24 protein-coding genes are annotated in these 22,465 nt (G+C 72.8%); 18 read left to right on the forward strand and 6 right to left on the reverse strand.

Annotation, left to right across the window (positions count from 1 at the left end; genetic code table 11):
* Nucleotides 1–96: 96 nt before the first annotated feature.
* From pdxH to ACIA6B_RS11520, 7 genes are all read left to right on the forward strand, one after another.
* Nucleotides 97–726, forward strand: a complete 630-nt coding sequence (gene pdxH / locus ACIA6B_RS11490; RefSeq protein ID WP_396773134.1) for a pyridoxamine 5'-phosphate oxidase — start codon at nt 97–99, stop codon at nt 724–726.
* Nucleotides 723–2,015, forward strand: a complete 1,293-nt coding sequence (locus ACIA6B_RS11495; protein WP_396772631.1) for an MFS transporter — start codon at nt 723–725, stop codon at nt 2,013–2,015. The genes pdxH and ACIA6B_RS11495 overlap by 4 nt, the downstream gene beginning before the upstream one ends.
* Before the next feature lie 15 nt (nt 2,016–2,030).
* Entirely contained in the window at nt 2,031–2,957 is a 927-nt protein-coding gene (locus ACIA6B_RS11500; protein ID WP_396772632.1) for an aldose 1-epimerase family protein, read from the forward strand.
* Between the two features lie 2 nt (nt 2,958–2,959).
* Nucleotides 2,960–3,562, forward strand: a complete 603-nt coding sequence (locus ACIA6B_RS11505) for a nitroreductase family protein (protein ID WP_281943405.1) — start codon at nt 2,960–2,962, stop codon at nt 3,560–3,562.
* A 54-nt stretch (nt 3,563–3,616) separates the two neighbouring features.
* Nucleotides 3,617–3,922, forward strand: coding sequence for a type II toxin-antitoxin system VapB family antitoxin (locus ACIA6B_RS11510; protein ID WP_089154454.1), 306 nt, complete (start codon nt 3,617–3,619; stop codon nt 3,920–3,922).
* A 4-nt stretch (nt 3,923–3,926) separates the two neighbouring features.
* The gene (locus ACIA6B_RS11515; protein ID WP_396772633.1) at nt 3,927–5,087 is read left to right on the forward strand and encodes an acyl-CoA dehydrogenase family protein; all 1,161 of its coding nucleotides are present in this window, start codon (nt 3,927–3,929) and stop codon (nt 5,085–5,087) included.
* 99 nt (nt 5,088–5,186) lie between these two features.
* Nucleotides 5,187–5,951 carry a DUF4230 domain-containing protein gene (locus ACIA6B_RS11520; RefSeq protein WP_396772634.1) on the forward strand — a complete coding sequence of 255 codons (765 nt, stop codon included), beginning with the start codon at nt 5,187–5,189 and terminating at the stop codon, nt 5,949–5,951.
* A 51-nt stretch (nt 5,952–6,002) separates the two neighbouring features.
* On the opposite strand, the gene ACIA6B_RS11525 is transcribed toward ACIA6B_RS11520, so the two are convergent.
* Nucleotides 6,003–6,206, reverse strand: a complete 204-nt coding sequence (locus ACIA6B_RS11525; RefSeq protein WP_281943400.1) for a PspC domain-containing protein — start codon at nt 6,204–6,206, stop codon at nt 6,003–6,005.
* Nucleotides 6,207–6,788: 582 nt separating this feature from the next.
* Between ACIA6B_RS11525 and ACIA6B_RS11530 the strand changes: the two genes are divergently transcribed.
* The 6 genes from ACIA6B_RS11530 to ACIA6B_RS11555 all read left to right on the forward strand — a co-directional run bounded on the left by ACIA6B_RS11530 (nt 6,789) and on the right by ACIA6B_RS11555 (nt 15,520).
* Nucleotides 6,789–8,159: an L-serine ammonia-lyase gene (locus ACIA6B_RS11530; protein WP_396772635.1), complete on the forward strand. Its 1,371-nt coding sequence runs from the start codon at nt 6,789–6,791 to the stop codon at nt 8,157–8,159.
* A 65-nt stretch (nt 8,160–8,224) separates the two neighbouring features.
* Complete coding sequence (locus ACIA6B_RS11535) at nt 8,225–9,052, forward strand: ABC transporter permease (protein ID WP_396772636.1); 828 nt, start codon at nt 8,225–8,227, stop codon at nt 9,050–9,052.
* On the forward strand, nt 9,053–9,796 hold the full coding sequence (locus ACIA6B_RS11540; RefSeq protein WP_396772637.1) for an ABC transporter ATP-binding protein: 744 nt from the start codon (nt 9,053–9,055) through the stop codon (nt 9,794–9,796).
* Entirely contained in the window at nt 9,793–11,898 is a 2,106-nt protein-coding gene (locus ACIA6B_RS11545; RefSeq protein WP_396772638.1) for a DUF5941 domain-containing protein, read from the forward strand. Before ACIA6B_RS11540 ends, ACIA6B_RS11545 begins: the two co-directional genes overlap by 4 nt.
* A 16-nt stretch (nt 11,899–11,914) precedes the next feature.
* Entirely contained in the window at nt 11,915–14,104 is a 2,190-nt protein-coding gene (locus ACIA6B_RS11550; protein WP_396772639.1) for a CDP-glycerol glycerophosphotransferase family protein, read from the forward strand.
* A 105-nt stretch (nt 14,105–14,209) separates the two neighbouring features.
* Nucleotides 14,210–15,520, forward strand: coding sequence for an ABC transporter ATP-binding protein (locus ACIA6B_RS11555; protein ID WP_396772640.1), 1,311 nt, complete (start codon nt 14,210–14,212; stop codon nt 15,518–15,520).
* A 74-nt stretch (nt 15,521–15,594) separates the two neighbouring features.
* Here ACIA6B_RS11555 and ACIA6B_RS11560 read toward each other — a convergent pair whose 3' ends face one another.
* A complete protein-coding gene (locus ACIA6B_RS11560; protein WP_396772641.1) occupies nt 15,595–16,065 on the reverse strand; it encodes a MarR family winged helix-turn-helix transcriptional regulator in 471 nt (156 codons plus the stop codon).
* 41 nt (nt 16,066–16,106) lie between these two features.
* On the reverse strand, nt 16,107–16,322 hold the full coding sequence (locus tag ACIA6B_RS11565; protein ID WP_396773136.1) for a hypothetical protein: 216 nt from the start codon (nt 16,320–16,322) through the stop codon (nt 16,107–16,109).
* A 212-nt stretch (nt 16,323–16,534) separates the two neighbouring features.
* On the opposite strand from ACIA6B_RS11565, the gene ACIA6B_RS11570 reads away from it, so the two are divergent.
* Nucleotides 16,535–17,335 (forward strand): Scr1 family TA system antitoxin-like transcriptional regulator, encoded by an 801-nt coding sequence (locus tag ACIA6B_RS11570; protein WP_396772642.1) that lies wholly within the window; start codon nt 16,535–16,537, stop codon nt 17,333–17,335.
* The gene (locus ACIA6B_RS11575) at nt 17,326–17,514 is read left to right on the forward strand and encodes a DUF397 domain-containing protein (RefSeq protein ID WP_396772643.1); all 189 of its coding nucleotides are present in this window, start codon (nt 17,326–17,328) and stop codon (nt 17,512–17,514) included. Before ACIA6B_RS11570 ends, ACIA6B_RS11575 begins: the two co-directional genes overlap by 10 nt.
* Before the next feature lie 85 nt (nt 17,515–17,599).
* Here ACIA6B_RS11575 and ACIA6B_RS11580 read toward each other — a convergent pair whose 3' ends face one another.
* The 3 genes from ACIA6B_RS11580 to ACIA6B_RS11590 all read right to left on the reverse strand — a co-directional run bounded on the left by ACIA6B_RS11580 (nt 17,600) and on the right by ACIA6B_RS11590 (nt 19,940).
* Nucleotides 17,600–18,769 carry a Fic family protein gene (locus tag ACIA6B_RS11580; RefSeq protein WP_396772644.1) on the reverse strand — a complete coding sequence of 390 codons (1,170 nt, stop codon included), beginning with the start codon at nt 18,767–18,769 and terminating at the stop codon, nt 17,600–17,602.
* A 91-nt stretch (nt 18,770–18,860) separates the two neighbouring features.
* Nucleotides 18,861–19,400, reverse strand: a complete 540-nt coding sequence (locus tag ACIA6B_RS11585) for an AAA family ATPase (protein WP_396772645.1) — start codon at nt 19,398–19,400, stop codon at nt 18,861–18,863.
* 15 nt (nt 19,401–19,415) lie between these two features.
* Complete coding sequence (locus tag ACIA6B_RS11590; protein WP_396772646.1) at nt 19,416–19,940, reverse strand: hypothetical protein; 525 nt, start codon at nt 19,938–19,940, stop codon at nt 19,416–19,418.
* Between the two features lie 109 nt (nt 19,941–20,049).
* On the opposite strand from ACIA6B_RS11590, the gene ACIA6B_RS11595 reads away from it, so the two are divergent.
* From ACIA6B_RS11595 to ACIA6B_RS11605, 3 genes are read left to right on the forward strand one after another with little or no spacing between them, the layout of a single operon-like run.
* Nucleotides 20,050–20,454 (forward strand): GntR family transcriptional regulator, encoded by a 405-nt coding sequence (locus ACIA6B_RS11595; RefSeq protein WP_396772647.1) that lies wholly within the window; start codon nt 20,050–20,052, stop codon nt 20,452–20,454.
* A complete protein-coding gene (locus ACIA6B_RS11600) occupies nt 20,451–21,359 on the forward strand; it encodes an ABC transporter ATP-binding protein (RefSeq protein ID WP_396772648.1) in 909 nt (302 codons plus the stop codon). The genes ACIA6B_RS11595 and ACIA6B_RS11600 overlap by 4 nt, the downstream gene beginning before the upstream one ends.
* A complete protein-coding gene (locus ACIA6B_RS11605) occupies nt 21,356–22,420 on the forward strand; it encodes an ABC transporter permease (RefSeq protein ID WP_396772649.1) in 1,065 nt (354 codons plus the stop codon). Before ACIA6B_RS11600 ends, ACIA6B_RS11605 begins: the two co-directional genes overlap by 4 nt.
* Nucleotides 22,421–22,465 lie beyond the last annotated feature (45 nt).

A 22,465-nucleotide genomic window follows, 5' to 3' on the forward strand; every position in this document is an offset into this window, starting at 1 on the left:
AGACTAGGCGTCGGGGCCTGGCCAGCGTCGGGGGACGCCGGTACGCCCGGGAGAAGGACGGCCAAAGTGACAGGCGACACACCCGCTCCGGCCGGCATGCGTAACGAGTACGCCGCCGACCTGGGCCTGACCGAACCGGACCTGGCGCCGGACTGGCACACCCAGTTCGCCCGCTGGTTCGCCGACGCGGTGGCGCATCCGCTGCCGGAGCCGAACGCGATGGTGGTCGGCACCGCCGACGACCAGGGCCGGCCCAGTGGACGCACGGTGCTGCTCAAGGGCTACGACGCGGAGGGCTTCGTCTTCTACACCAACCACCGCTCGCGCAAGGGCGCCGAGGTGACCGCCAACCCGTGGGCCAGCCTGGTCTTCCCGTGGTTCCCGATGCAGCGGCAGGTGACCGTCACCGGCCGGGTGACGCACGTCGACCGGGCGGAGACCGAGGCGTACTTCGCCAGCCGGCCGCGCGGCTCGCAGCTCGGCGCGTGGGCCAGCACCCAGTCGGCGGTGGTCCCGGACCGGGCCGCGCTGGACGCGGCGTTCCGGGCGGCGTCGGAGCGGTTCGCCGGCGTCGGGTCGATCCCCGCCCCGCCGCACTGGGGCGGGTTCCGGGTCCGCCCGGAGACGGTGGAGTTCTGGCAGGGCCGGGCCAGCCGGCTGCACGATCGGCTGCGGTTCCGGCGTACCGCTGACGGGGTGTGGGTCGTCGAGCGGCTCGCACCGTGACGGAGGTCACCAAGGCCCGGTCGCGCGGACCCCGCCGCTGGGCGATCGACCTGCGCCCGCTGCGCGTGCCCGCCTACCGGCGGGTGTGGCTCGGCAACGCGGTGGCGATGTTCGGCTTCCAGTTCACCGCCGTGGCGGTGCCGGTGGAGATGTTCGACCTGACCGGCGGCTCGTTCTGGGTCGGCCTGCTCGGCGTCGCCGGGTTCGTGCCGCTGCTGGTCTTCGGGCTCTGGGGCGGCGCGGTCGCCGACGCCCGGGACCGGCGGCGGGTGCTGCTCGCGGGCGGCGCGCTGCTCTGGGCGGCGACGCTCGGACTGCTGGTGCAGTCGCTTGTCGGCGCGCGCAGCCCGGTGCTGCTCCTGCTGCTGGTGGGCGTGCAGTCGGTGGCGTTCGCGATCACCTCACCGGCCCGCAGCGCGATCCTGCCCCGGCTGGTGCCGGCCGAACTGGTCCCGGCCGCGACCACGCTGAACTACACCACGTTCACCGCCGCCGCGGTCGCCGGGCCGCTGGCCGCCGGGCTGATCTTCGCCACCTGGCGGGTCGACGCGGCGCTGCCGATCGCGTACGGGTTGGACGCGCTGCTGTTCACCGTGTCGCTCTGGGCCACCCTGCGGCTGCCGGCGATGCCGCCGGAGCCGGAGCCGGGCGGCGGCGTCCGCCGGGCCGGGCTGCGCAGCGTCGTCGACGGCTTCCGCTACCTGGCCACCACGCCGGTGCTGCTGCTCTCCTTCGCCATCGACCTGATCGCGATGATCCTGGCCATGCCACGGGCGCTCTTCCCGGAGCTGGCGCAGGACCGCTTCGGCGGTGGCGCGGCGGTCGGCTGGCTCTACAGCGCCATCGCCATCGGCGCGATGCTCGGCGGCCTCACCTCCGGCTGGATCGGCCGGGTGCGCCGGCAGGGGCTGGCGCTCACCGTGGCGGTGGTCGGCTGGGGCGTGGCCATCGCGCTGGCCGGGCTGGCCGGCCGGCTCTGGCTGGCGGTGCTGCTGCTCGGCGTGGCCGGCGCCGCCGACCTGGTCAGCGCCACCCTGCGGCAGTCGATGCTGCTGGTGTACGCGCCGGACCGGATGCGCGGCCGGCTCCAGGGCGTGAACACGGTGGTGGTGGCCGGTGGCCCCCGCCTGGGCGACCTGCGGGCCGGCGTGACCGCCGCCGGGTTCGGCACCGGCGTCGCGATGGTCGGTGGCGGTATCGCCGCCGCCGTGCTGGCGGTGCTGCTGGTGACGGCGTTCCCCGCGTTGCTGCGCTATCGCGCCACCGCTCCCACCGAGGACCGTCGGTGACGGTAGGGTCGCCGAATGGGGATCGACGAGCGGGCACCGTCCGGAACACAGTGGACCATCTCCGCCGACGGCCATGAGGCCGTCGTGGTGGAGGTCGGGGGCGGGCTGCGGGCCTATCGGCACGACGGGGTGGACTACCTCGACGGGTACGCCGAGGACGAGCTCAGCCCCGGCTCGGCCGGGCACGTGCTGGCGCCCTGGCCGAACCGGATCCGGGACGGCGCGTACACGTTCGGGGACCGCTCGCTCCAGCTCGACCTGACCGAGCCGGAGCGGCACAACGCGCTGCACGGCCTGGTCAACTGGGTCCGGTGGGAGCTGGTCGAGCAGTCGGCGGCGAGCGTGACGCTCGGCTACGACCTGCCGCCCACCCCGGGTTACCCGTGGGCGCTGCGGCTGCGCAGCCGGTGGAGCGTCGGCCCGGACGGCCTGCGCGCCGAGCACGAGGCGACGAACCTCTCCGCCGAGCCGGCGCCGTTCGGCTTCTCCGTGCACCCCTACTTCCAGCTCCCCAAGGTGGGCGTGGACGAGCTGGTGCTGCGGGTGCCGGGGCGGAACCGGGTGCTGGTGGACGGCCGGCTGCTGCCGGTGGGCGCCAGCCCGGTGGCCGGCACCGAGTACGACTTCACCGCGCCCCGGCCGATCGGCGACCTGGTGCTCGACCTGGCCTTCGGGGACGTGGAGCGGGACGCCGACGGCGGCTCGGCGGTGACGCTCGGCGCACCGGACGGCTCGTCCGGGCTGGCGGTCTGGGCGGACCGCGAGTTCGGCTGGTGGCAGGTGTTCACCGGGGACACGCTCGGCGGTGAGCGGCACCGCCGCTCGGTGGCGGTGGAGCCGATGACGTGCCCGCCGGACGCGTTCCGGTCCGGCCGGGACGTGATCACGCTGGACGCCGGGCAGACGTGGCGCGGCGCCTGGGGCGTCCGGCCGGGGCGCTGAGCGTGGAGTTCGCCGAGGTCGTCCGGCGTCGCCGGATGGTCCGCAACTACGACCCCGACCGGCCGGTCCCGCCCGAGGTGGTGGACCGGCTGCTCGCGCACGCGGTCCGGGCCCCGTCGGCCGGGTTCGCGCAGGGCTGGGGCTTCCTGGTGCTGGAGGAGCCGGCGGACCGGGCCCGGTTCTGGGCGGCCACCACGCCGGACGGCGGCGGTCGGGAGCGCTGGCTGGCCGGGATGCGCCGGGCCCCGCTGATCGTGGTGCCGCACGCCAACCGGGACGCCTACCTGGACCGGTACGCCGAGCCGGACAAGGGCTGGACGGACCGCGCCGAGGACCGCTGGCCGGTGCCCTACTGGTACGTGGACGCCGGCTTCGCGGCGTTGTTGATGCTGCTCACCGCCGTGGACGAGGGGCTGGGCGCCTGCTTCTTCGGCATCCCGCCGCAGCGCGTCGGGGCGTACCGGGAGGCGTTCGGGGTGCCCCCGGAGCTGCATCCGATCGGCGCTGTCACTGTTGGCTACCGAGCCGTCGACCATCGGTCACCGTCACTGCGCCGGGGGCGGCGTCCGGTGGATGATGTGGTCCGGCGGGGGCGGTGGAGCTGAGCGGTTAGGCTGGCAGCCACATCGTCAGCCCGGCCTGGGGGAGGAGAGCACGCGGTGATCTTCAGGGCGGTCCGGGACGGGCGTCCCTACCCGGAGCACAACTTCACGCTGAAGCAGTGGGCCGAGATCCCACCGCGTCCACTGCGGCTGGATCAGCTCATCACCACCAAGCGGGAGTTGGCGCTGGACAAGCTGCTCGCCGAGGACTCCACCTTCTACGGCGACCTCTTCCCGCACGTGGTGCAGTGGAACGGCGGCCTCTACCTGGAGGACGGCCTGCACCGGGCGTTGCGCGCGGCGTTGCAGCAGCGCAACCAGATCCATGCGCGGGTGCTGGTCCTCGGCGACCAAGGGGAGTGACGACGTGACCACGCTCGACCTGCTCGACGTCGACGCCTCGCTGAGCGAGGAGGAGCGGCAGATCCGGGCCGTCGTCCGCCAGCTCGTGACCGACCGGGTCCGCCCGCACGTCGCCGGCTGGTACGAGGAGGGCGACGTGCCGGCCCGTGAGCTGGCCCGCGAGTTCGGCAAGCTGGGCCTGCTCGGCATGCACCTGACCGGGTACGGCTGCGCCGGCGCGTCGGCGGTCGCGTACGGGCTGGCCTGCCTGGAGCTGGAGGCCGGCGACTCGGGCGTCCGCTCGCTGGTCTCGGTGCAGGGCTCGCTGGCCATGTACGCGATCTGGCGCTTCGGCAGCGAGGAGCAGAAGCAACGCTGGCTGCCGGCGATGGCGACCGGCGACGCGATCGGCTGCTTCGGGCTGACCGAGCCGGACCACGGCTCCGACCCGGCCTCGATGGCCACCCGAGCCCGTCGGGACGGCGACGACTGGATCCTCACCGGCGGCAAGATGTGGATCACCAACGCGCCGATCGCCGACGTCGCGGTGATCTGGGCCCGCACCGACGAGGGTGTGCGGGGTTTCCTCGTGCCCATGGACACCGCCGGGGTGGGCGCGCGGGAGATCCGCCGGAAGATGTCTCTTCGTGCCTCGCTGACCGGCGAGATCACGCTCGACGACGTGCGGCTGCCGGCGGATGCGCGGCTGCCCGGGGCGACCGGGCTGAAGGCGCCGCTGAGCTGCCTGACCGAGGCCCGGCACGGCATCGTCTGGGGCGCGCTCGGCGCGGCCCGCGACTGCCTGGAGACCACCCTGGCGTACGCGACCATCCGCACCCAGTTCGGCCGGCCGCTGGCCGGTTTCCAGCTCACCCAGGCCAAGCTCGCCGACATGGCGGTGGAGTGGAACAAGGGGCTGCTGCTGGCGCTGCACCTGGGCCGGCTCGCCGACGCCGGGAAGCTGCGGCCCGAGCAGGTGAGCGTGGGCAAGCTGAACAACGTCCGGGAGGCGTTGGCCATCGCCCGGCAGTGCCGCACCATCCTCGGCGCGAACGGCGTCTCCGGGGAGTACCCGATCATGCGGCACGCCGCCAACCTGGAGAGCGTGCTCACCTACGAGGGCACCTCGGAGATCCACCAGCTCGTCATCGGCCAGCGGCTGACCGGGCTCTCCGCCTTCGCCTGACCTGCGGTTTCACCCGATCGGGGCACTCGACGAGCGAGTGTCGCACGGTCCCCGTACCGTCATTGTCAGTCGATGTGTCGGACGAGGACGGTGAGGGCGATGGCCCGCGACGGTGACACCCAGCAGCCCACCAGGGAGTTCCCGGAATACCCGACCAGTGAGTCCCGGCCCGACCGGCCGGACGGCCCGCCCGAGCCCGGACCGGGCGCCCGGCCCTCGGTCGGCGGGGCCGCCCGCGGCCTGCTCTGGGTGCTCGGTGCGGCGGCGCTGGCGGTGGTGGTGCTGCTCGGCGTGCAGGCGTCCGGCCTGCTGCCGGACTTCCGCAACCCGTTCGCCAAGGAGCAGACCGACCGCAGTCAGCCGCCGCTGCTCAAGTCGATCCGTGACCTGAGCCGTTACGTCGCGGCGGAGGGCAACTTCCAGGTGGTGGTCGACGTGCAGAAGGACCGGCGCAACGTGCCGGACTTCCTGCTCAACGAGCGCACGCTCTTCGTCGGGGCGGGCCGGGTCGAGGCGTACGTCGACTTCGCCAAGATCGCCGACGGGGCGGTGGTGGCCTCGGACGACGGCAAGTCCGTCGAGATCAAACTGCCCGCGCCGCAGCTCGGCGAGACCGACCTGGACATGGACAAGAGCTACGTCTTCGCCGAGGAGCGCGGCCTGATCAACCGGCTCAACGACCTGGTGGCCGGGGACCCCAACCGGCAGCAGCAGGTCTACAAGCTGGCCGAGGACCGGATCACCGCGGCGGCCCGGGACAGCGGGCTCGCCGCCCGGGCGCAGGAGAACACCCGCAAGATGCTGGAGGGGCTGCTGCGCTCCCTCGGCTACGAGAAGGTGACAGTCACCTACACGGCCCCCTGACCTCGCGCGACGCGCCCGCCCTCCCGAGGCGGGCGCGTCGTCGTGTGCGGGTCAGCGGGTGGCGAGGTAGCGGTCCTCGTTCGGCATCAGCACCCACAGGATCAGGTAGACGATCACCTGGGTGCCGGGCAGCAGCAGCGACAGCAGGAACAGCAGCCGGACCATGCCGGCCGACATGCCGAACCGCCGTCCCAGGCCGGCGCAGACACCGGCGATCATGCGCCCCTCGCGGGGCCGGACCAGTTTGCGACTCATCGTCGTCTCCCACTTCTGCGGCGATCCGCCGCGCTGATTCCACGCTAAATCGGGGTGCGCGTCGCGCCCTCGGCCCCGAGGAGGATCGGCGACCCGGGCACCCGTAGGTACATACCCCCGCGCCCCCCTCCCGACGCACCCCGCCCGCGCCCGACGCACCCCGCCGCGCCCGCCGCGCCCCGCCGCGCCGCGCCCCGCCGCGCCCGCCGCGCCCCGCCCGCGGCCGCCGCGCCCCGCCCGCGGCCGCCGCGCCCCGCCCGCGGCCGCCGCACCCCGCCCGCGCCCGCCGCACCCCGCCGCGCCCCCGCGCAGTTGCAGATTCACGGAAAGAGTGGCCATCGACGCTCGGATGGCCACTCTTTCCGTGAATCTGCGCATGCCGGGGGTGGGGGTGGCGGGGTGGGAAGGGTGGCGGGGTGGGGAGTGTGGCGGGGTGGGGACGGGTATTGAGCTGGGGCGGGTAGGGTCGTCGGTCGGGCGCCTCCACCCCTGGCGCCGGTCGCTCACCCCCGGACAGCGGGGGCGCGGCATCGCACCGGTTCGGAACCGCACAACGGGGACGACGGCGAGGAAAGCGCAGCCATGATCAGTGTTTTCGACCTCTTCAGCGTCGGTATCGGGCCGTCCAGCTCGCACACCGTCGGGCCGATGCGGGCCGCCCGGACGTTCGTGGGTGGCCTGAAGGCCGACGGGCTGCTCGCCGACGTGACCCGGGTGCAGGCGGACCTGTTCGGCTCGCTCGGCGCGACCGGCCACGGCCACGGCAGCGACCGGGCGGTGCTGCTCGGGCTGGAGGGCGAGGCCCCGGAGACGGTCGACACCGACACCGTGGGCGAGCGGATCACGCGGATCCGGGACGCGCGGCGGCTGCGCCTGCTGGGCAGCCAGGAGATCGACTTCGACCCGGACCGGGACCTGGTGCTGCACCGCCGGCGCTCACTGCCGTACCACCCGAACGGGATGACGTTCGCGGCGTACGACGCGGCCGGGCGCGAGGTGCGGGCGCGCACCTACTACTCGGTGGGCGGCGGGTTCGTGGTGGACGAGGCGGCGGCCGGGGCGGACCGGATCAAGCCGGACACCACCCGGGTGCGTCACCCGTTTCTCACCGGGGCGGAACTGCTCGACGTCACCACCCGGACCGGCCTGTCGATCAGCGAGGTGATGCTCGCCAACGAGGTGTCCTGGCGCAGCGAGGCGGACGTCCGCGCCGGGCTGCTGGACATCTGGCGGGTGATGCGGGAGTGCGTGGAGAGCGGCTGCACTCGCGACGGCGTACTCCCGGGTGGGTTGAAGGTCCGTCGCCGCGCCGCCGAGCTGCGGCGCGGCCTGGAGGCGGAGACCGGCGCGGACGACCCGCTGCGCGCGATGGACTGGGTGACCCTGTTCGCGCTGGCGGTCAACGAGGAGAACGCGGCCGGCGGGCGGGTGGTGACCGCGCCGACGAACGGCGCCGCCGGGATCATCCCGGCCGTGCTGCACTACTACACCCGCTTCGTGCCCGGCGCCTCCGACGAGGGCGTGGTCCGGTTCCTGCTGGCGGCCGGCGCGATCGGCGTGCTGTTCAAGGAGAACGCCTCGATCTCCGGCGCGGAGGTGGGCTGCCAGGGCGAGGTCGGGTCGGCGTGCTCGATGGCGGCGGCCGGGCTGGCCGAGGCGCTGGGCGGCACGCCGGAGCAGGTGGAGAACGCCGCCGAGATCGGCATGGAGCACAACCTGGGGTTGACCTGCGACCCGGTGGGCGGGCTGGTGCAGATCCCATGCATCGAGCGCAACGCGGTGGCCAGCATCAAGGCGATCACCGCGGCCCGGCTGGCGCTGCGCGGCGACGGCGTGCACCACGTGTCACTGGACAAGGTCATCAAGACCATGCGGGAGACCGGCGCGGACATGAAGGTCAAGTACAAGGAGACGGCGCGGGGCGGGCTCGCGGTCAACGTGATCGAGTGCTGACCCCGTTGGGGTGACCTGGCGCCCGAGCCGGGAAAGGCCGCGAGAAACAGCGCGACGATGGTGCGGTGACGTCCGGCGTCGCGGCGCTCTGGTCCGCCCGCACCTCGCTGCGCATCCTGGTCCGGCGGGATCTCGCGGTGAAGTACCAGCAGTCGGTGCTCGGCTACCTCTGGTCGCTCATCGAGCCGCTCGGCATGGGGCTGATCTACTGGTTCGTCTTCGGCGTGCTCTACTCCGGCGCGACCCGGCGGCACCTGGGCGAGGCGGCCGGCTCGTACCCGCTGTTCCTGATCACCGGGATCTTCGCCTGGATGTGGGCCAGTTCGGCGCTGACCGAGGCGGCCGGCGCGCTGACCGGGCAGGCCCGGTTGATCACCACGATGAACCTGCCCCGGCCGATCTTCCCGCTCGGCCGGGTCGCCGGCCGCTTCGCCGAGTACCTCGCCGGCCTGCCGATCCTGGTCGCCATCGCGGCGCTCTACGCCGTCCACGGGAAGATCCACCCCGGGTGGAGCCTGCTCGCCCTGCCGCTGGCGGTGGCCGTGCAGTTCGTGCTGCTGGCAGGTCTGGCGCTGCTGCTGTCGGCGGGCAACGTGCTGATGCGCGACATCGAGCGGACCATGCGGCTGGTCATCCGGCTGCTGTTCTACGCCACCCCGATCATCTATCCGTTCAACCTGGTCCGGGACTCCGGCATGCCGGGCTGGCTGAAGCTCGCGTACGAGCTGAACCCGCTGGTCGGGATCTTCCAGTTGCACCACGCGGTCTGGTACCCGGACGAGTTCCCGGACGCCCGGCTGCTCACCGTGACGGTGGCGGGCAGCGTGCTGGTGCTGGTGTTCGGCTGGTGGGCGTTCCGCCGCCTGGAACCGGCCGTGCTGAAGGAACTCTGAGTGCCGCCGATCATCGAGGCGGACGGGCTGGGCATCCGGTTCGTGCGTAACCGGCGTCGGCAGTTGCGCCTGCGGGAGCTGATCGTGCACCGGGGCGCGCGGGACCCGGACGCCGGCCGGTTCTGGCCGCTGCGGGACCTGTCGTTCCGGATCGAGCCGGGTGAGACGGTCGGGGTGGTGGGGCGCAACGGCACCGGCAAGAGCACGCTGCTGCGGTTGATCGCCGGGGTGCTCATCCCGGACGAGGGCACGATAACGGTGCACGGCCGGGTGGCGCCGCTGCTGGAGTTGTCCGCCGGGTTCTCCGGCGACCTGACCGGCCGGGAGAACCTGTACCTGGTGGGCGGGCTGCACGGGCTCTCCCCGGCGTACCTGCGGCGGCACTTCGACGAGATCGTCTCGTTCGCCGGTGAACAGGTGGAACGCGCCATCGACACGTCGGTGCGGCACTACTCGTCGGGGATGAAGGTGCGACTGGGCTTCGCGGTGATCGCGCACCTGCCGCACCCGGTGTTGTTGGTGGACGAGGTGACCGCGGTCGGGGACGCGGAGTTCCGCGCGAAGTGCTATGCGACCATCGAGCGACTTCTCGCGGAAGGACGCACGTTGGTGCTGGTGTCACACAACGACAAGGACCTCACCCGGTTCTGCCGTCGGGGGCTCTACCTCGACGTCGGACGGCTGGTCGTCGACGGGACGATCGACGAGGCGCTGGCGGCCTACGCCGACGCGGCGCAGCGGTGACGCTCGCGATCGTGCTCGCCGCCGGGCCGGCGGCGGGCGGAGCCACCGAGGGCGCGGAGCCGCCGGCCGACCGGCTGGCCGCGCAGTGGCGGCGGGCCGGGGCGGAGCAGGTGCGGGTGGCCGCCGACCTGGGCGAGCTGGCCGACCTGGTGGCCGGCGCGACCGGCCCGGTGCTGGTCAGCGGCGTCGATCTGGTGGCGCACACGGCCGTACTCCGGCATCTCGCGACCAGCCCGGTCGGGCCGACGGTGGCGTTGGTGCTCACCGACCCGCCGGCCGCCGGGCAGGCGGTGGTGCGCGAGGAGCGCGGCCAGGTGGTCGCGGTCGGCGACGCGGCGGACACGACGGGCGTGTTCGGCGGCGCGCTGCGGGTCGGCGCGGCCGACCTGCCGGCGCTCGTCGACGCGGCCCGCGCGGCCTCCGCGACCGCCCCCGCCGCGCCCGCGGCGTCCGGCGTCGAGCCGGCCGGGCCGGCGGTGTCCGGCATCGAGCCGGCCGGGCCGGCGGTGTCCGGCGTCGAGCCGGCCGGGCCGGCGGTGTCCGGCGTCGAGCCGGCCGGGCCGGCGGTGTCCGGCGTCGAGCCGGCCGGGCCGGCGACCGAGCCGGCCGGGCCGCTCGGCGCGGTGGACCGGCTGGTGGCCGGGCTCGCCGCCCGGGACACCCTGATCTTCGCCCATCGGGTACGCCTGCTCGTAGCGCACCGGGTCGGCGACGCGACGCAGCGGGCGGCGGCCGAGGCGCAGGTGGCGGCCGTCGACGAGGACCGGGCCGAGCTGAAGCTGTCGGTGAAGGAGCGGGACGACTTCTTCACCACGTTCTTTGTCAGCACCTGGTCGCCGTACGTGACGAAGGCGGCGGCCCGGATCGGGATCGGCCCGACCGGCGTCACCATGGTCTCGGTGGCGTTCGCGGTGGCCGCGGCGGTGCTGTTCGGCGTCGGTGGCCGGCCCGCGCTGGTGGCCGGCGCGGTCCTGCTCTACCTGGGGTTCGTGCTGGACTGCGTGGACGGGCAGTTGGCCCGCTACACCCGGCACTTCAGCGCCTGGGGCGGCTGGCTGGACACGATGGCCGACCGGTTCAAGGAATATGTCGTCTACGCCGGTCTCGGTTTCGGCGCCACGCACGCCGGGTTCCGCTACGGCTGGGCGCTGGCGCTGGCCGCGATGACGTTGCAGACCGTGCGACACATGACCGACACCTGGTACGGCGTGCTGCACGACGAGGCGGCCCGGCGGCCGAAGGTGGTGTCCGGGGACGCGGGCGGCATCGGCGGGAAGCTGAACGCCGCGTCGACGCGGGTGCAGGCGGACACCGGCTCGGTGTCGTACTGGCTGAAGCGGACCGTGGTGTTTCCGATCGGGGAGCGGTGGGCGCTGATCGCGCTGGCCGCCGCGCTGTTCGGGCCGCTGGTGGCGCTCTGCGCGGTGCTGGTCTGGGGCACGTTGGCGTTCGCGTACACCGGGGCGTTGCGGACGCTGCGGGCGCGGTGGATGCGGGTGCCGGTGCTGACCACCGTCGACACCGGCCTGCACCGCGACGACGGCCCGCTGGTGCGGACGCTGCCCCCGGCGCGGGGGCCGCTGCTGCTGGCGGTGCTCGGCGCGCTCGGCGCGGCCGGGATGCTGGTGTGGGCGCTGCGCACCGTGCACGGCGGGGGAGACCTGCCGATCTGGGCGCCGGTCCTCGCGCTGGTGCTGCTGCTGGGCGCGGCGCAGGGCGCGCGGACGCCGCACGCCGGGGCGCTGGACTGGCTGGTGCCGGCCGCGTTGCGGGCCGCCGAGTACCTGTTCGCCATCGCGGTCGGCGTGGCCGGGCGCGCACCCGCCTGGTTGATCTTCGGGTACGTCCTGGTGCTCACACTGCACCACTACGACCTGACCGCCCGGCTGGAGAAGCGGCAGTCGGCCCCGCCGCTGCACGTCGCCACGCTGGGCTGGGAGGGGCGCTCGGCGGTGCTGGCAATCGCGCTGATCGCCGGAATGGCGAGTATCGCTCTGGCTACACTGGGTGCGTACCTTTTCGTGGTTTTCGTCGTGAGCGTGGTCCTCGCCTGGGTGGTCCTGCCGGCCCGCGCCCGTGGGGGTGTGCGCTCGCCGGGCTGACGGAGGGCGGGCCGGCATGACCCTGATCAGTTTCGTCGTGCCGGCCTACCGGGTGCAGGGCTACCTGCGGGAGTGTCTCGACTCGATCCTCGACCAGCCGTTCGGTGACCTTGAGGTGATCGGGGTGGACGACGCCTCCCCGGACGCCGGCGGCGAGATCCTGGCCGAGTACGCGGCCCGCGACCCCCGGGTCCACCCGGTGCGCCTCGTCGACAACGTCGGGCTCGGTCCGGCCCGCAACGCCGGGCTGGACCGGGCCACCGGCGAGTACGTGTGGTTCGTCGACGGGGACGACTGGCTGGTGCCCGGCTGCCTGCCGCACGTCGCCGACCGGCTCCGCGACACCCGCCCGGACGTGCTGGTCGTGGACCACGTCCGGGCGCACTGGAACTTCGTCGGCACGCGCAGCGCCATGCGGGACGTCTTCCCCGAGTCGCCGGGCCCGGCCACGTTCACGCTGGGGGAGCGGCCGGAGACGCTGCGGCTGCTGCACACCGCCTGGAACCGGCTGGTCCGCCGCGAGTTCCTGGTCGAGCGTGGGCTGCGCTTCGCGCCCGGCTGGTACGAGGACGTCTCGTTCAGCTATCCCGCGCTGATGGCCGCCGGCCGGATCGGCGTGCTGGACCGGGTCTGCCTCAACTACCGGCAACGCCGCACCGGCGCGATCACCCGGACCCGGGGCGACCGGCACTTCGAGGTGTTCGCCCAGTGGCACCGCGTGTTCCGGCTGATGGACCGGTGGGCGCCGGCGGTGGACGGGCTCAGGCCGGCGGTCTTCGAGCGGATGATCTGGCACTACCTGACCGTGCTCGGCAACGGGCAGCGGATCGCGCCGGAGCTGCGGGCGCCGTTCTTCGCCCAGATGCACGAGGACTACAGGCGCTTCCGGCCGCCGGAGGGCTACCCGGTGCCGCCCGGCGTGGAGGGGCTGAAGCACCGGCTGGTGGCGGCCGGCCGGTGGCGGACGTTCAGCGCGCTGCGCGGGGCCCACCAGGTCGGGGAGGCCGCCCGGCGGACGGCCGACCGGACCCGGCGGCGGGTGACGCCGGTGGTGCGGCGGACCGCCCGGCGGGCCCGCGACACCGCGCTGCACGAGTACTACCGGGCCGAGCTGCGCCGTCCGATCGACCCGACGCTGGCCGTCTACGCGGCCTACTGGTACCGGGGGTACGCGTGCAACCCGGCCGCCGTCTACGAGGCCGCCCGTCGGCTCGCCCCGCAGGTGCGCGGCGTCTGGATCGTCCGGCGGGACCGGGTCGCCACGCTGCCGCCGGGCGTGGAGTACGTGGTCGCCGGCACCCCGGAGTACCACCGGGTGCTGGCCCGCGCCCACTGGCTGGTCAACAACGTCAACTTCCCGGACTTCGTCCGCAAGCGTCCCGGCTCGGTGCACGTGCAGACCCATCACGGCACGCCGGTCAAGGTGATGGGCCTGGACCAGCAGCGCTACCCGGTGGGCGCGATGGGCATGAACTTCGCCGGCCTGCTGCGCCGGGTGGACCGCTGGGACTACAGCGTCTCCGCGAACGCCTTCTCCACCCAGATGTGGGAGCGGGCGTACCCGGCCGACTACACCACGCTGGAGGTCGGCTACCCGCGCAACGACCGGCTGGCGCGGGCGACCGCCGACGAGTGCCGCCAGGTCCGCGCCGCGCTGGGCATCGGCGCGGACGAGTACGTGGTGCTCTACGCGCCGACGCACCGCGAGCACCTGCCCGGCTGGCGTCCGCCGTTCGACCCGGACCGGATGCGTGAGGTGCTCGGCCCGGCCGGGCGGCTGCTGATGCGTAGCCACTACTTCCACGACCGGGAGCGACGGCCGCGTGGGCCGGCCGCCGGCGGGGTGCTGGACGTCAGCGCCCACGAGCGGGTGGAGGATCTCTACCTGGCCGCCGACGTGCTGGTCACCGACTATTCGTCGGCGATGTTCGACTACGCCGTGCTGGACCGGCCGATCGTGGTCTACGCGCCGGACTGGGACGCGTACCGGGTGGCTCGGGGCGTCTACTTCGACCTGCTGGCCGAGCCGCCGGGCGCGGTCGCGACGGACTTCCCCGGGCTGCTGGACGCCTTCCGGTCCGGCGCGGTGAACGGTGGGGCGGCCGAGCGGGCGCGGGCGGCGTTCCGGGCCCGGTTCTGCCCGCTGGAGGACGGGCACGCCGCGGATCGGGTGGTCCGGCGCGTGTTCCTCGGCACATCCACGTAATAGGACTGTCACGAGCCGAACATGGCACGTTTACCCGATGTGCGAACCGGATGATCCTGGTCACAGTCATTCCCGGGTTCCGGGCGAGCGACTGGGGAGGTGACGGTGACCACCGTCGCGCTCAAGGATGTCACCAAGGTGTTCCAGGACGGAACGATCGCGGTCGACAACATCAATCTGGACGTCAACGACGGCGAGTTCATGGTGCTGCTGGGCCCGTCGGGCTGCGGCAAGTCGACCGTGCTGCGGATGGTGGCCGGCCTGGAGGATCCGACCTCGGGCGCGGTCATGCTCGGCGGCGAGCTGGCCAACGACCTGCCGCCCCGGGACCGGAAGATCGCCATGGTCTTCCAGGACTTCGCGCTCTATCCGCACATGACCGTCGGTGACAACATCGGCTTCCCGCTGCGGCTCTCCGGCATCGAGCCCGGGACACGCGGCGAGCGGATCCAGGACGTGGCGGGCGCGCTCGGCATCGGCGACGTGCTCGCGCGCAAGCCCAGCCAGCTCTCCGGCGGCCAGCGGCAGCGGGTGGCGATGGGCCGGGCGATCGTCCGGCGGCCCGGCCTGTTCCTGATGGACGAGCCGCTGTCGAACCTGGACAGCGGACTGCGCGCCGAGCTGCGGGCCGAGATCTCCGCGCTGACCAGGGAGCTGGGCGTCACCACCATCTACGTCACCCACGACCAGGCCGAGGCGCTCACCATGGCCGACCGGGTGGCCATCATGCGCAAGGGCGTGCTCCAGGACGTCGGCACCCCCACCCAGGTGTACGGGCGACCGGCCACGCTCTACGTCGCCGCGTTCCTGGGCAGCCCGCGGATGAACCTGCTGGAGGCGTCCGTCTACGTCCACCTCGACCGGTACGTCACGCTGAGCTTCGGCGACCAGGCGCTCTACCTGCCCTGGGACGACATCCGCAGTCGCGCGGTGGCGCACTACCACGGCGAGCGGATCGTGGTCGGGTTGCGCGCCGAGGCGCTCACCCCGGTCGCCCCGGACACCCCCGGCGACGTGCTGCACGGCCGGATCCGCTACCTGGAGCACCACGGCCACGAGTCGCTGGCCTTCCTCGACATCGGCGCGACCGCGATCGTGGTCGACGAGATGGGCACCCCGGTCGAGCGGACCGCTCCCGGCCAGCGCGGCCTGCGCCGGTTCGGCCAGGTGGTGCAGCGGCTCACCGGCCGGTCCGCGGAGGCCGCCCCGCCGACGTCGGCCCCGAACGGCGGCGGCAACCGCACCAGCGTGCTGCCCGACCCGGGCCGGCACCACCGCCGCCCGGCGGAACTGGCGGTACGGCTGGCCCCGTACCCGCAGGTGTCGGCGGGACATTCGCTGGCGGTGCAGGTGCGGATGGACGCGCTGCACTTCTTCGACGAGCGCGGCGACCGCATCGACGTCGGCTGGCGCTGAAAGGAGGGGCCCCCGGTTAACGCATTCTGCACAGCAGGGGGCCCCGCTCAACGCGCCACTGCTCGGCGCGCGCCTCAGAGCGGGATCGAGCCGCCGGTGTTCCTGATCATTCGGTGGAGCACCTTCAGGGCGGTGACGTAGTCCGCGTCGTCGATGCCCTCGTGGATGCGGGCCCGGATCGCCGGCGCGTGCCGCCTGAGGTCGAGGCGGGCGGCCTCGCCGGCCTCGGTGATCGACAGCCGTCCGTCCTCGTCGCGGGCCAGCCAACCGCGCTCCAGCAGCACCCGCGACTCGGCGTCCAGGTCGTCCTCGGCCCGCAGGTAGGAGCGCATCGCCTGCCGTAGCTCGGCGACGGTCAGTCCGCCGCCCGGCGGCAGCAGGTCGTTCGGGGAGAGGTTGCGCAGCAGCCAGAACTGCGGCTGCGTAAAGCCGAGTTCGGCGTGCCGGGCGCGGGTGAAGGCGATGAGTGACTCGTAGGCCACGCCGGTCCAGTAGGCGGCGGGCTGGCCCGCCAGTTCGGCGTCGGTCGACTGCGGCGTCGTCATGGGCCGAACGTAGAACGTCAACCCGGCTTCAGCTCAAGGGGTCACGCCTGACGCCCCCAGGCGACGAAGCGGGCGAACATCTCGACGGGGTCCGGTGCGCCGGCCGGGTTCAGCCGGTAGAGGTCGCGGGTCGCCTCGTAGAACAGCCCGCACAGGTAGAGCGACAGGCTGACGTTGTTGTCCGCGTACTCGTTCTTGAGCAGCAGGCGGGCGGTCGGGCAGGGCCACTGCTGGCCGCACGCCCGGCAGCACCACATCGGACGCAGTGGTGTGTGCGGCGCGGCATGCCGGGGGTACGGGCGTTGGTTGGTCACGGGCGCTCCTGTCGGTAGCGGGTAACGGACGAGTTCGGCTCCGCTGCGTGACAGTGTCGTCACCGCGTCGCTAGGGTCGGAAGGCGTTCCACCCCCACCGTCCGGGCCGTCCGACCGGCCGTCTTCCGTGTGCAGCCGTGTGCAGAGGTGTGCAGATGATCCGTATGGCGTTATGGGAGTTGTTCGCCGGTGAGCTGCGCCGGCTCCGTTCCGAGGCCGGGCTGACCCAGGAGGCGTTGGGCGAGCGGGTGAGCTATTCGGCGTCGCTGGTGGCCGCCGTCGAGCAGTGCCGCCGCGCGCCGCGTGCCGAGTTCACCGAGCGCTGCGACGAGGTGCTCGACGCCGGTGGCCTGCTGGTCCGCATCCGGGCCGCGCTGGTGCAGGAGTCGCTGTTGCCGTGGTTCCGCGAGTGGGTGGGCATCGAGCAGGAGGCGACCGCGCTGCGCAATTACGAACCGCTGGTCATCCCGGGCCTGTTGCAGACCGAGGAGTACGCCCGCGCGCTGCACGAGGGCGCGAGCCCGCTTGTCGGTGAGGCGCTGGAGCAGCAGGTGGCCGCGCGGCTGGCCCGGCAGGTGGTGCTGGATCAGCCCGCGCCGCCGCAGTTCGTGGCCGTGTTCGACCACTCGGTGCTGACCCGCCCGGTCGGCGGTCCGAAGGTGATGCGGGAGCAGTTGGCGCACCTGGTCGAGATGGGCCGCCGGGCCCGGGTGCACCTGCACGTGGTGCCGGAGACGGTCGGCGCCCATCCGGGGCTCAACGGCGCGTTCGTGCTCGCCACCCCGGCCGACGGCGACGACGTGGGCTATCTCGACAACCAGTTGCACGGCACAATCGTGGAACGGACGGCGGACGTGAACTCCCTGCGCCAGACCTGGGAGTCCGTCCGCGCGGAGGCGATGCCGCACGGGGCGACCCTGGCGGCTATCTCGGAGGCGGCGAACCGATGGAGCTGACCGGCGCGACCTGGCGCACGAGCACCCGCAGCAGCGGCAATTCCGGCAACTGCGTCGAGGTGGCGGACAATCTGCCCGGCGTGGTCGGGGTCCGCGACAGCAAGGACCGGCAGGGGCCGGCGCTGACGTTCACGCCGGTGAGCTGGGCGGCGTTCGTCGCCCACACCAAGCGCGCCTGACCAGCCCGCCGCAGGCGCTCGCCGGTGGTGGACGGAGCGGAGTGCCTGACCGTTGCCGGCGCCGGCATCGGTCAGGCCGCTCGCGCTACGTGGGCTCGGCCGGTGTGGCGGTCTCGGTCGCGAGCACGACCGGCATATCTGGGTAAGGATCCCTGATCGGTGCGCGCCCGATGCGGGCCCGCTCTCGCACCTCCGCCAGCGGAGGGCCAGCGACGTAGTGCCTTCCTCGCCGTTCGCCGCGCGCTTCCAACAGCCCTTGCTCGGCAAGGCTGGTCAGGTCGCGTGTCGCCGTCCGCTCCTCGACGTCGGCGAGCTTGACGTATCCGGAACGGCGGACGCGGTATCCCAGAACCGCCTCGTAGAGCAGGTCGGTGACTCGTTCGGGGAGCCGTCGCTCGGCCACGATCGAATCCAACTCCGACCAGATCCCGGAGGCCTCCCGAAACCGGCGAGCCACGGTTTGTGCCTGCATGTGATGAGCGCGCAGGTTGAACGCCACCCAGAGGTGTGCCGACCCCTCGGGATTCCAGTGCCCCCGGCCGGTGGCGGCCAGCACCCGGTAGTAGTCCTCGGTGTTGCTCCCCAACCACTCCTCAATGCTGGAGAACGCAGGCTCCACGATGGCCCGCCGCGACAGCACCAGTGTCTGGAGCGCGCGCGCCATCCGCCCGTTGCCATCGCGGAAAGGATGGATCATCACGAGGTTCAGGTGTGCCATCGCCGCCTTGACGAGCGGAGAGGTGGTGGCATCCGACCGCAGGTCCTCGGCCAGTTCCTCCATGAGGTGCGGTACGTCGTCGAAGTCCGCGCCTTCGTACACCCGCCGGTCGGTTCGCTCGTCGTGGACGTAGATCGGCCCTTTCCGGTACTGCCCGGGGCTCTTCGCCAGGTCGTGCGAGAGCATCATGTAATGCATGCTGCGGATCGTCGACGTCTCGAAGCGGAAGTACGGATCCCCGGCGGTTTGTAGCACGTAGCCCAGGGCCTGCCGATACCCTCGGATCTCTGCGAAGGTGCGATCGTCGGCGCTCAGTGGCTCCTCGCCGTCGAGTGCGGCAGCGGCGTCGTCCTCGGCGACGACGTAGCCCTCGATGCTGTTGGAGCCCAGAATCGCCCGGGCCAGCATGGTTCGCCGCAGCCCACCGGTCCAGCGGCGAGGGGTGCGCAGGACGTCCGCGAGCGTGTGTCGCATGTCGTGGATCTCGGCCAGGACGACCCGGTCGTAGTCGTCGAGTTCCGGCGTAGTGTAGATCATCTCATGTCCTATTGTCTCTTAATAAGAGACAAGGCTACCTCCAGGGGAGCTCATTGTCTCTTATTAAGAGACAATGAGCCGTCGCGGCGCGTCAAGAGATCGACTGCGGCCAGCGGTGGTTACGCCACTCGTCCCAGCTCGCGAACCCGGCCGGTGGGGCGTCGACCGGCTCGCTGCCGTCGAGTTCGCCAGGCGTGGGGATCTCGATGGTGGCGGCCCACCCGGCGAGTTCCTCGTCGGTCATGGGCCACGTCGTGTGCGGCGCTTCGGCCTGCCGCTGATCGCGTCGCCGGCGCTGCTCGACGGCGGTGAGTGCGAAGTAGTGCAGCTCCACCGTCGCGCCGAGGTCCGCTGCGGCCTGTCGTAGCGCGGAGCGTTCGTCCCGACTCCAGAGCCCGAAGTCGAGCACGACGTTGGTGCCGAGTTCGAGCGCGCGCAGGCCGATCTGGATGAGGCGTCCCTCGATCACGTCCTGAGCCGATGACGGGTTCTCGGGCCCGTAGAGTGCCTTCACCCACTCGTCCTTGGTGAGACGAAGCGCCTGCCGCTCCCGTTCGATGCGCCGAGCGGCGGTGGTCTTGCCGGTGCAGGGGAGCCCCACGGTCAGGAACAGCGTCAGTCGCCTCGTCATCGCCACGCCCAATGGTCACGCCTGGCGGCGTAGTTCGCGGAGCACGCCGTGCCGGCGGAGCGCCCACGCGAGGCGCCGGGCGCTCGGGTGTCGGACGAACAGCACCGCCGCCCGGCGGATCAGGCCGAACCGGTCGTCGCTCACCTGGCGGTCGACCGCCTGCCAGATCAGCTCGCGCACGTCCGCGCTGTCCAGCATCGTGCGCACCTCGCGGCGTACCGCGGGGTCCTCGGTCGCCGAGGTGATGGCGGTGGCCCGGGCCGGTCGGTCCGCGAGCGGCTCCACCGCCGCGGCGACCAGCGGCCGGCGGACCGTGTCGCGCTCCAGCAGCAGCAACACCGCCTCCCGGACCTCGGTCGTCGCCAGGCCGGACCGCAGCAGACCCAGCAGGCTCCGCTCGACCTCGCCGTCCCGGTCCGGGCCGGACAGCGCGGCCAGCAGCACTGTCACCTCGTCGAGGTCGACGAGGTGGCGCAGCCCGTCGCGGAACTCCGGCAGCCCCCAGGCCACCGTCAGTCCTCTGGCGAGATCGCGGTTCATGCGCCACTGGCTACCCGGAGCCGGTGGCCGGTGAAACGCCGGAGGCTTCTTGCCATGCCGATTGACTGGTGTTCTACTTAACCATAACAATCGTAGAGGGGCTCACCAGGTGATCAACTTTCATGTCGACCGGTCCAGCAGCGTCCCCGCCTACGCCCAACTGGTGCGGCAGGTCCGCGAAGGGCTGCGGCTCGGGACGCTGCAACCGGGGGACCAACTCCCCACCGTGCGCAGCGTGGTGACCGCGTGCACGGTCAACCCGACCACCGTGCTCAAGGCCTACCGTGAGCTGGAGCTGTCCGGTCTGGTGGAGGCGCGGCAGGGAGCGGGCACCTTCGTCAGCGGGACGCTCGGCTCCGCCGACCCCCACGTGATGGCCCGCCTGCGGAGCAGCCTCGCCCGGTGGCTCGGCCAGGCCCGGGAGGCCGGCCTGGAGGACGAGGACGTCCAGGCGCTGCTCGCCTCCGTCATCGTGGAGAACTCCACGCGCCAGAAGCGGGAGGGTGCCGCGTGAGCGGGCAACCCGTCGCCGTCGAGGCACGCGACCTGAGCCGGCGCTACGGCAGCGTGTGGGCGCTGCGGGAGTGCGCCTTCCAGTTGCCGGCGAACCGCATCGTCGCGTTGGTCGGCGCGAACGGCGCGGGCAAGTCGACGCTGCTGAGCATCATCGCCGGCACGCTGGCGGCCACCAGCGGCACGCTGCTGGTGCACGGCCGGCCGGTGACCCGGGGCGGTGCCACCGACGGCGGGAGCAGGGTCGCGATCCTGGCCCAGGACAAGCCGCTCTACCGCGACTTCACCGTGTCGGAGATGCTCCGCTTCGGCCGGTCGACGAACCGCGTGTGGGACCAGCAGCGCGCGCTGTCGTGGCTGCGGCGCTTCGACATCCCGCTGGACCGTCGCTGCGGCCGGCTATCCGGCGGGCAGCGGGCCCAGGTCGCGCTGGCGGTCGCGCTGGGCTCCCGCCCGGCCGTGCTGCTGCTGGACGAACCGCTCGCCAACCTGGACCCGGTGGCCCGTACGGAGGTGACCGGCGAACTCATGGCGGAGGCCGCCGACGCCGACATGACGGTGGTGCTGTCGACCCACATCATCGCCGAACTGAGTGGCGTCGGTGACCACCTGCTGCTGCTCGACGCGGGTCGGGCCGTCCTCGCCGGCGACGTCGAGGAGTTGCTCGACAGCCACGTCCGGCTGACCGGGCCCCGGGCGGACCAACCACCCGGCCCGGGCGCGATCGTCCAGGCCCAGCACACCGAACGCCAGTCCACCTTCGTCGTCCGGCAGGCGGCGCCACCGACGGCGCACGCCGTCGTGGCCCCCGGCTGGACCGCCCAGCCCATCACCCTCGACGAGTTGATCCTGACCCATCTCAAGGCGTCGTCCAGGGCGTCGCACGAGCGGAAGGCAGCCGCATGAGCCTGGTCACCGACGTGTCCGCCCACCCCAACCGCCGGGACGACCTCGGGTACGCCGGGGGCGTACCCGGTCTGCTCTGGCTGACCTGGCGTCAGCACCGGTGGACCCTGATCGGCACGCTGGTCCTGGCCGCGGCCCTGGTGGGTGGGATGACCTACCTGTCCGTGGAGCTGACGAGCCTGTGGCACCAGTGCCACGAGACGTTCTGCCCGGAGGACTCCCCGCCGGGCCGACGGCTCGGCGGGTCCTCGCCCCTGGTCCTGACCATGGCGGCCCTGTCCCAGGTGGTGCAGTGGATGCCGCTGCTGATCGGCGTGTTCGTCGGCGTTCCGGTGCTGACCCGGGAGCACGAGCAGCGCACCCTGCTGCTGGCCTGGAGCCAGGACGTCTCCCCGCAGCGGTGGCTGTGGAGCAAACTGGCGGTGCTCGGCCTGTTCGTGGCCGCCGTGACCTCGGCCGTCGGCGGCGTCAGTGACCATCTTGAACGACTCCAGGCGCGGGTCGCGCCGGTGAGCCTGTTCGAGTACGGGCCGTTCCTGAACACCGCGATGGTGCCGGTCGTGATCAGCCTCTGCTGGTTCGCGATCGGGGTCGCCCTCGGCGCGGTGCTCAGGCGCACGCTCCCCGCCGTGTTCGGCGTGATCGTGGGCTTCGTCGGACTGAACTACCTCGTCCAGTGGCGCTATCCCACGCTGATGACGCCGTTGTCCGCCCACCGTCCCATCGGCGGGCCGAACCTCGACGTGCTGCGCGACAACGCCCTGGTCGTCGACGGCGGCATGATCGACTACGGGATCGACGGTCCGTCCGGCGCGTACGACGCCTCCGGACGCGAGCTGACCGGCGTCGAGCTGCAACGCCTCTGCCCGCCGGACAACGGCAGCGGCCGGACGCTCGCCTGCTTCACCGAGCACGGTCTGGAGCAGCACCTGCTCTACCAGCCGGGCAGCCGGATCCCCGTGTTCCACCTGATCGTCGCCAGCGGCTACCTGGGCCTGGCCGTGGCGGCGCTGCTGACCGTCTGGTGGATCGTGCGCCGAACCGACCTCAGCGCGGGCTGAACCGGGCCGGGTTGCCGCTTGCCCGGAAAGTTACCGACGAGTAGC

The sequence above is a fragment of the Micromonospora sp. NPDC051141 genome (genome assembly GCF_044455765.1).
Classification (GTDB): Bacteria; Actinomycetota; Actinomycetes; order Mycobacteriales; family Micromonosporaceae; genus Micromonospora.

Bases quoted from the DNA above. Each gene is read 5' to 3' on its own strand.
- pdxH (WP_396773134.1), top strand. From the start codon at position 97: ATGCGTAACGAGTACGCCGCCGACCTGGGCCTGACCGAACCGGACCTG.
- ACIA6B_RS11500 (WP_396772632.1), top strand. From the start codon at position 2,031: ATGGGGATCGACGAGCGGGCACCGTCCGGAACACAGTGGACCATCTCC.
- ACIA6B_RS11520 (WP_396772634.1), top strand. From the start codon at position 5,187: ATGGCCCGCGACGGTGACACCCAGCAGCCCACCAGGGAGTTCCCGGAA.
- ACIA6B_RS11525 (WP_281943400.1), bottom strand. From the start codon at position 6,206: ATGAGTCGCAAACTGGTCCGGCCCCGCGAGGGGCGCATGATCGCCGGT.
- ACIA6B_RS11530 (WP_396772635.1), top strand. From the start codon at position 6,789: ATGATCAGTGTTTTCGACCTCTTCAGCGTCGGTATCGGGCCGTCCAGC.
- ACIA6B_RS11550 (WP_396772639.1), top strand. From the start codon at position 11,915: ATGACCCTGATCAGTTTCGTCGTGCCGGCCTACCGGGTGCAGGGCTAC.
- ACIA6B_RS11560 (WP_396772641.1), bottom strand. From the start codon at position 16,065: ATGACGACGCCGCAGTCGACCGACGCCGAACTGGCGGGCCAGCCCGCC.
- ACIA6B_RS11565 (WP_396773136.1), bottom strand. From the start codon at position 16,322: ATGTGGTGCTGCCGGGCGTGCGGCCAGCAGTGGCCCTGCCCGACCGCC.
- ACIA6B_RS11570 (WP_396772642.1), top strand. From the start codon at position 16,535: ATGATCCGTATGGCGTTATGGGAGTTGTTCGCCGGTGAGCTGCGCCGG.
- ACIA6B_RS11575 (WP_396772643.1), top strand. From the start codon at position 17,326: ATGGAGCTGACCGGCGCGACCTGGCGCACGAGCACCCGCAGCAGCGGC.
- ACIA6B_RS11580 (WP_396772644.1), bottom strand. From the start codon at position 18,769: ATGATCTACACTACGCCGGAACTCGACGACTACGACCGGGTCGTCCTG.
- ACIA6B_RS11585 (WP_396772645.1), bottom strand. From the start codon at position 19,400: ATGACGAGGCGACTGACGCTGTTCCTGACCGTGGGGCTCCCCTGCACC.
- ACIA6B_RS11590 (WP_396772646.1), bottom strand. From the start codon at position 19,940: ATGAACCGCGATCTCGCCAGAGGACTGACGGTGGCCTGGGGGCTGCCG.
- ACIA6B_RS11605 (WP_396772649.1), top strand. From the start codon at position 21,356: ATGAGCCTGGTCACCGACGTGTCCGCCCACCCCAACCGCCGGGACGAC.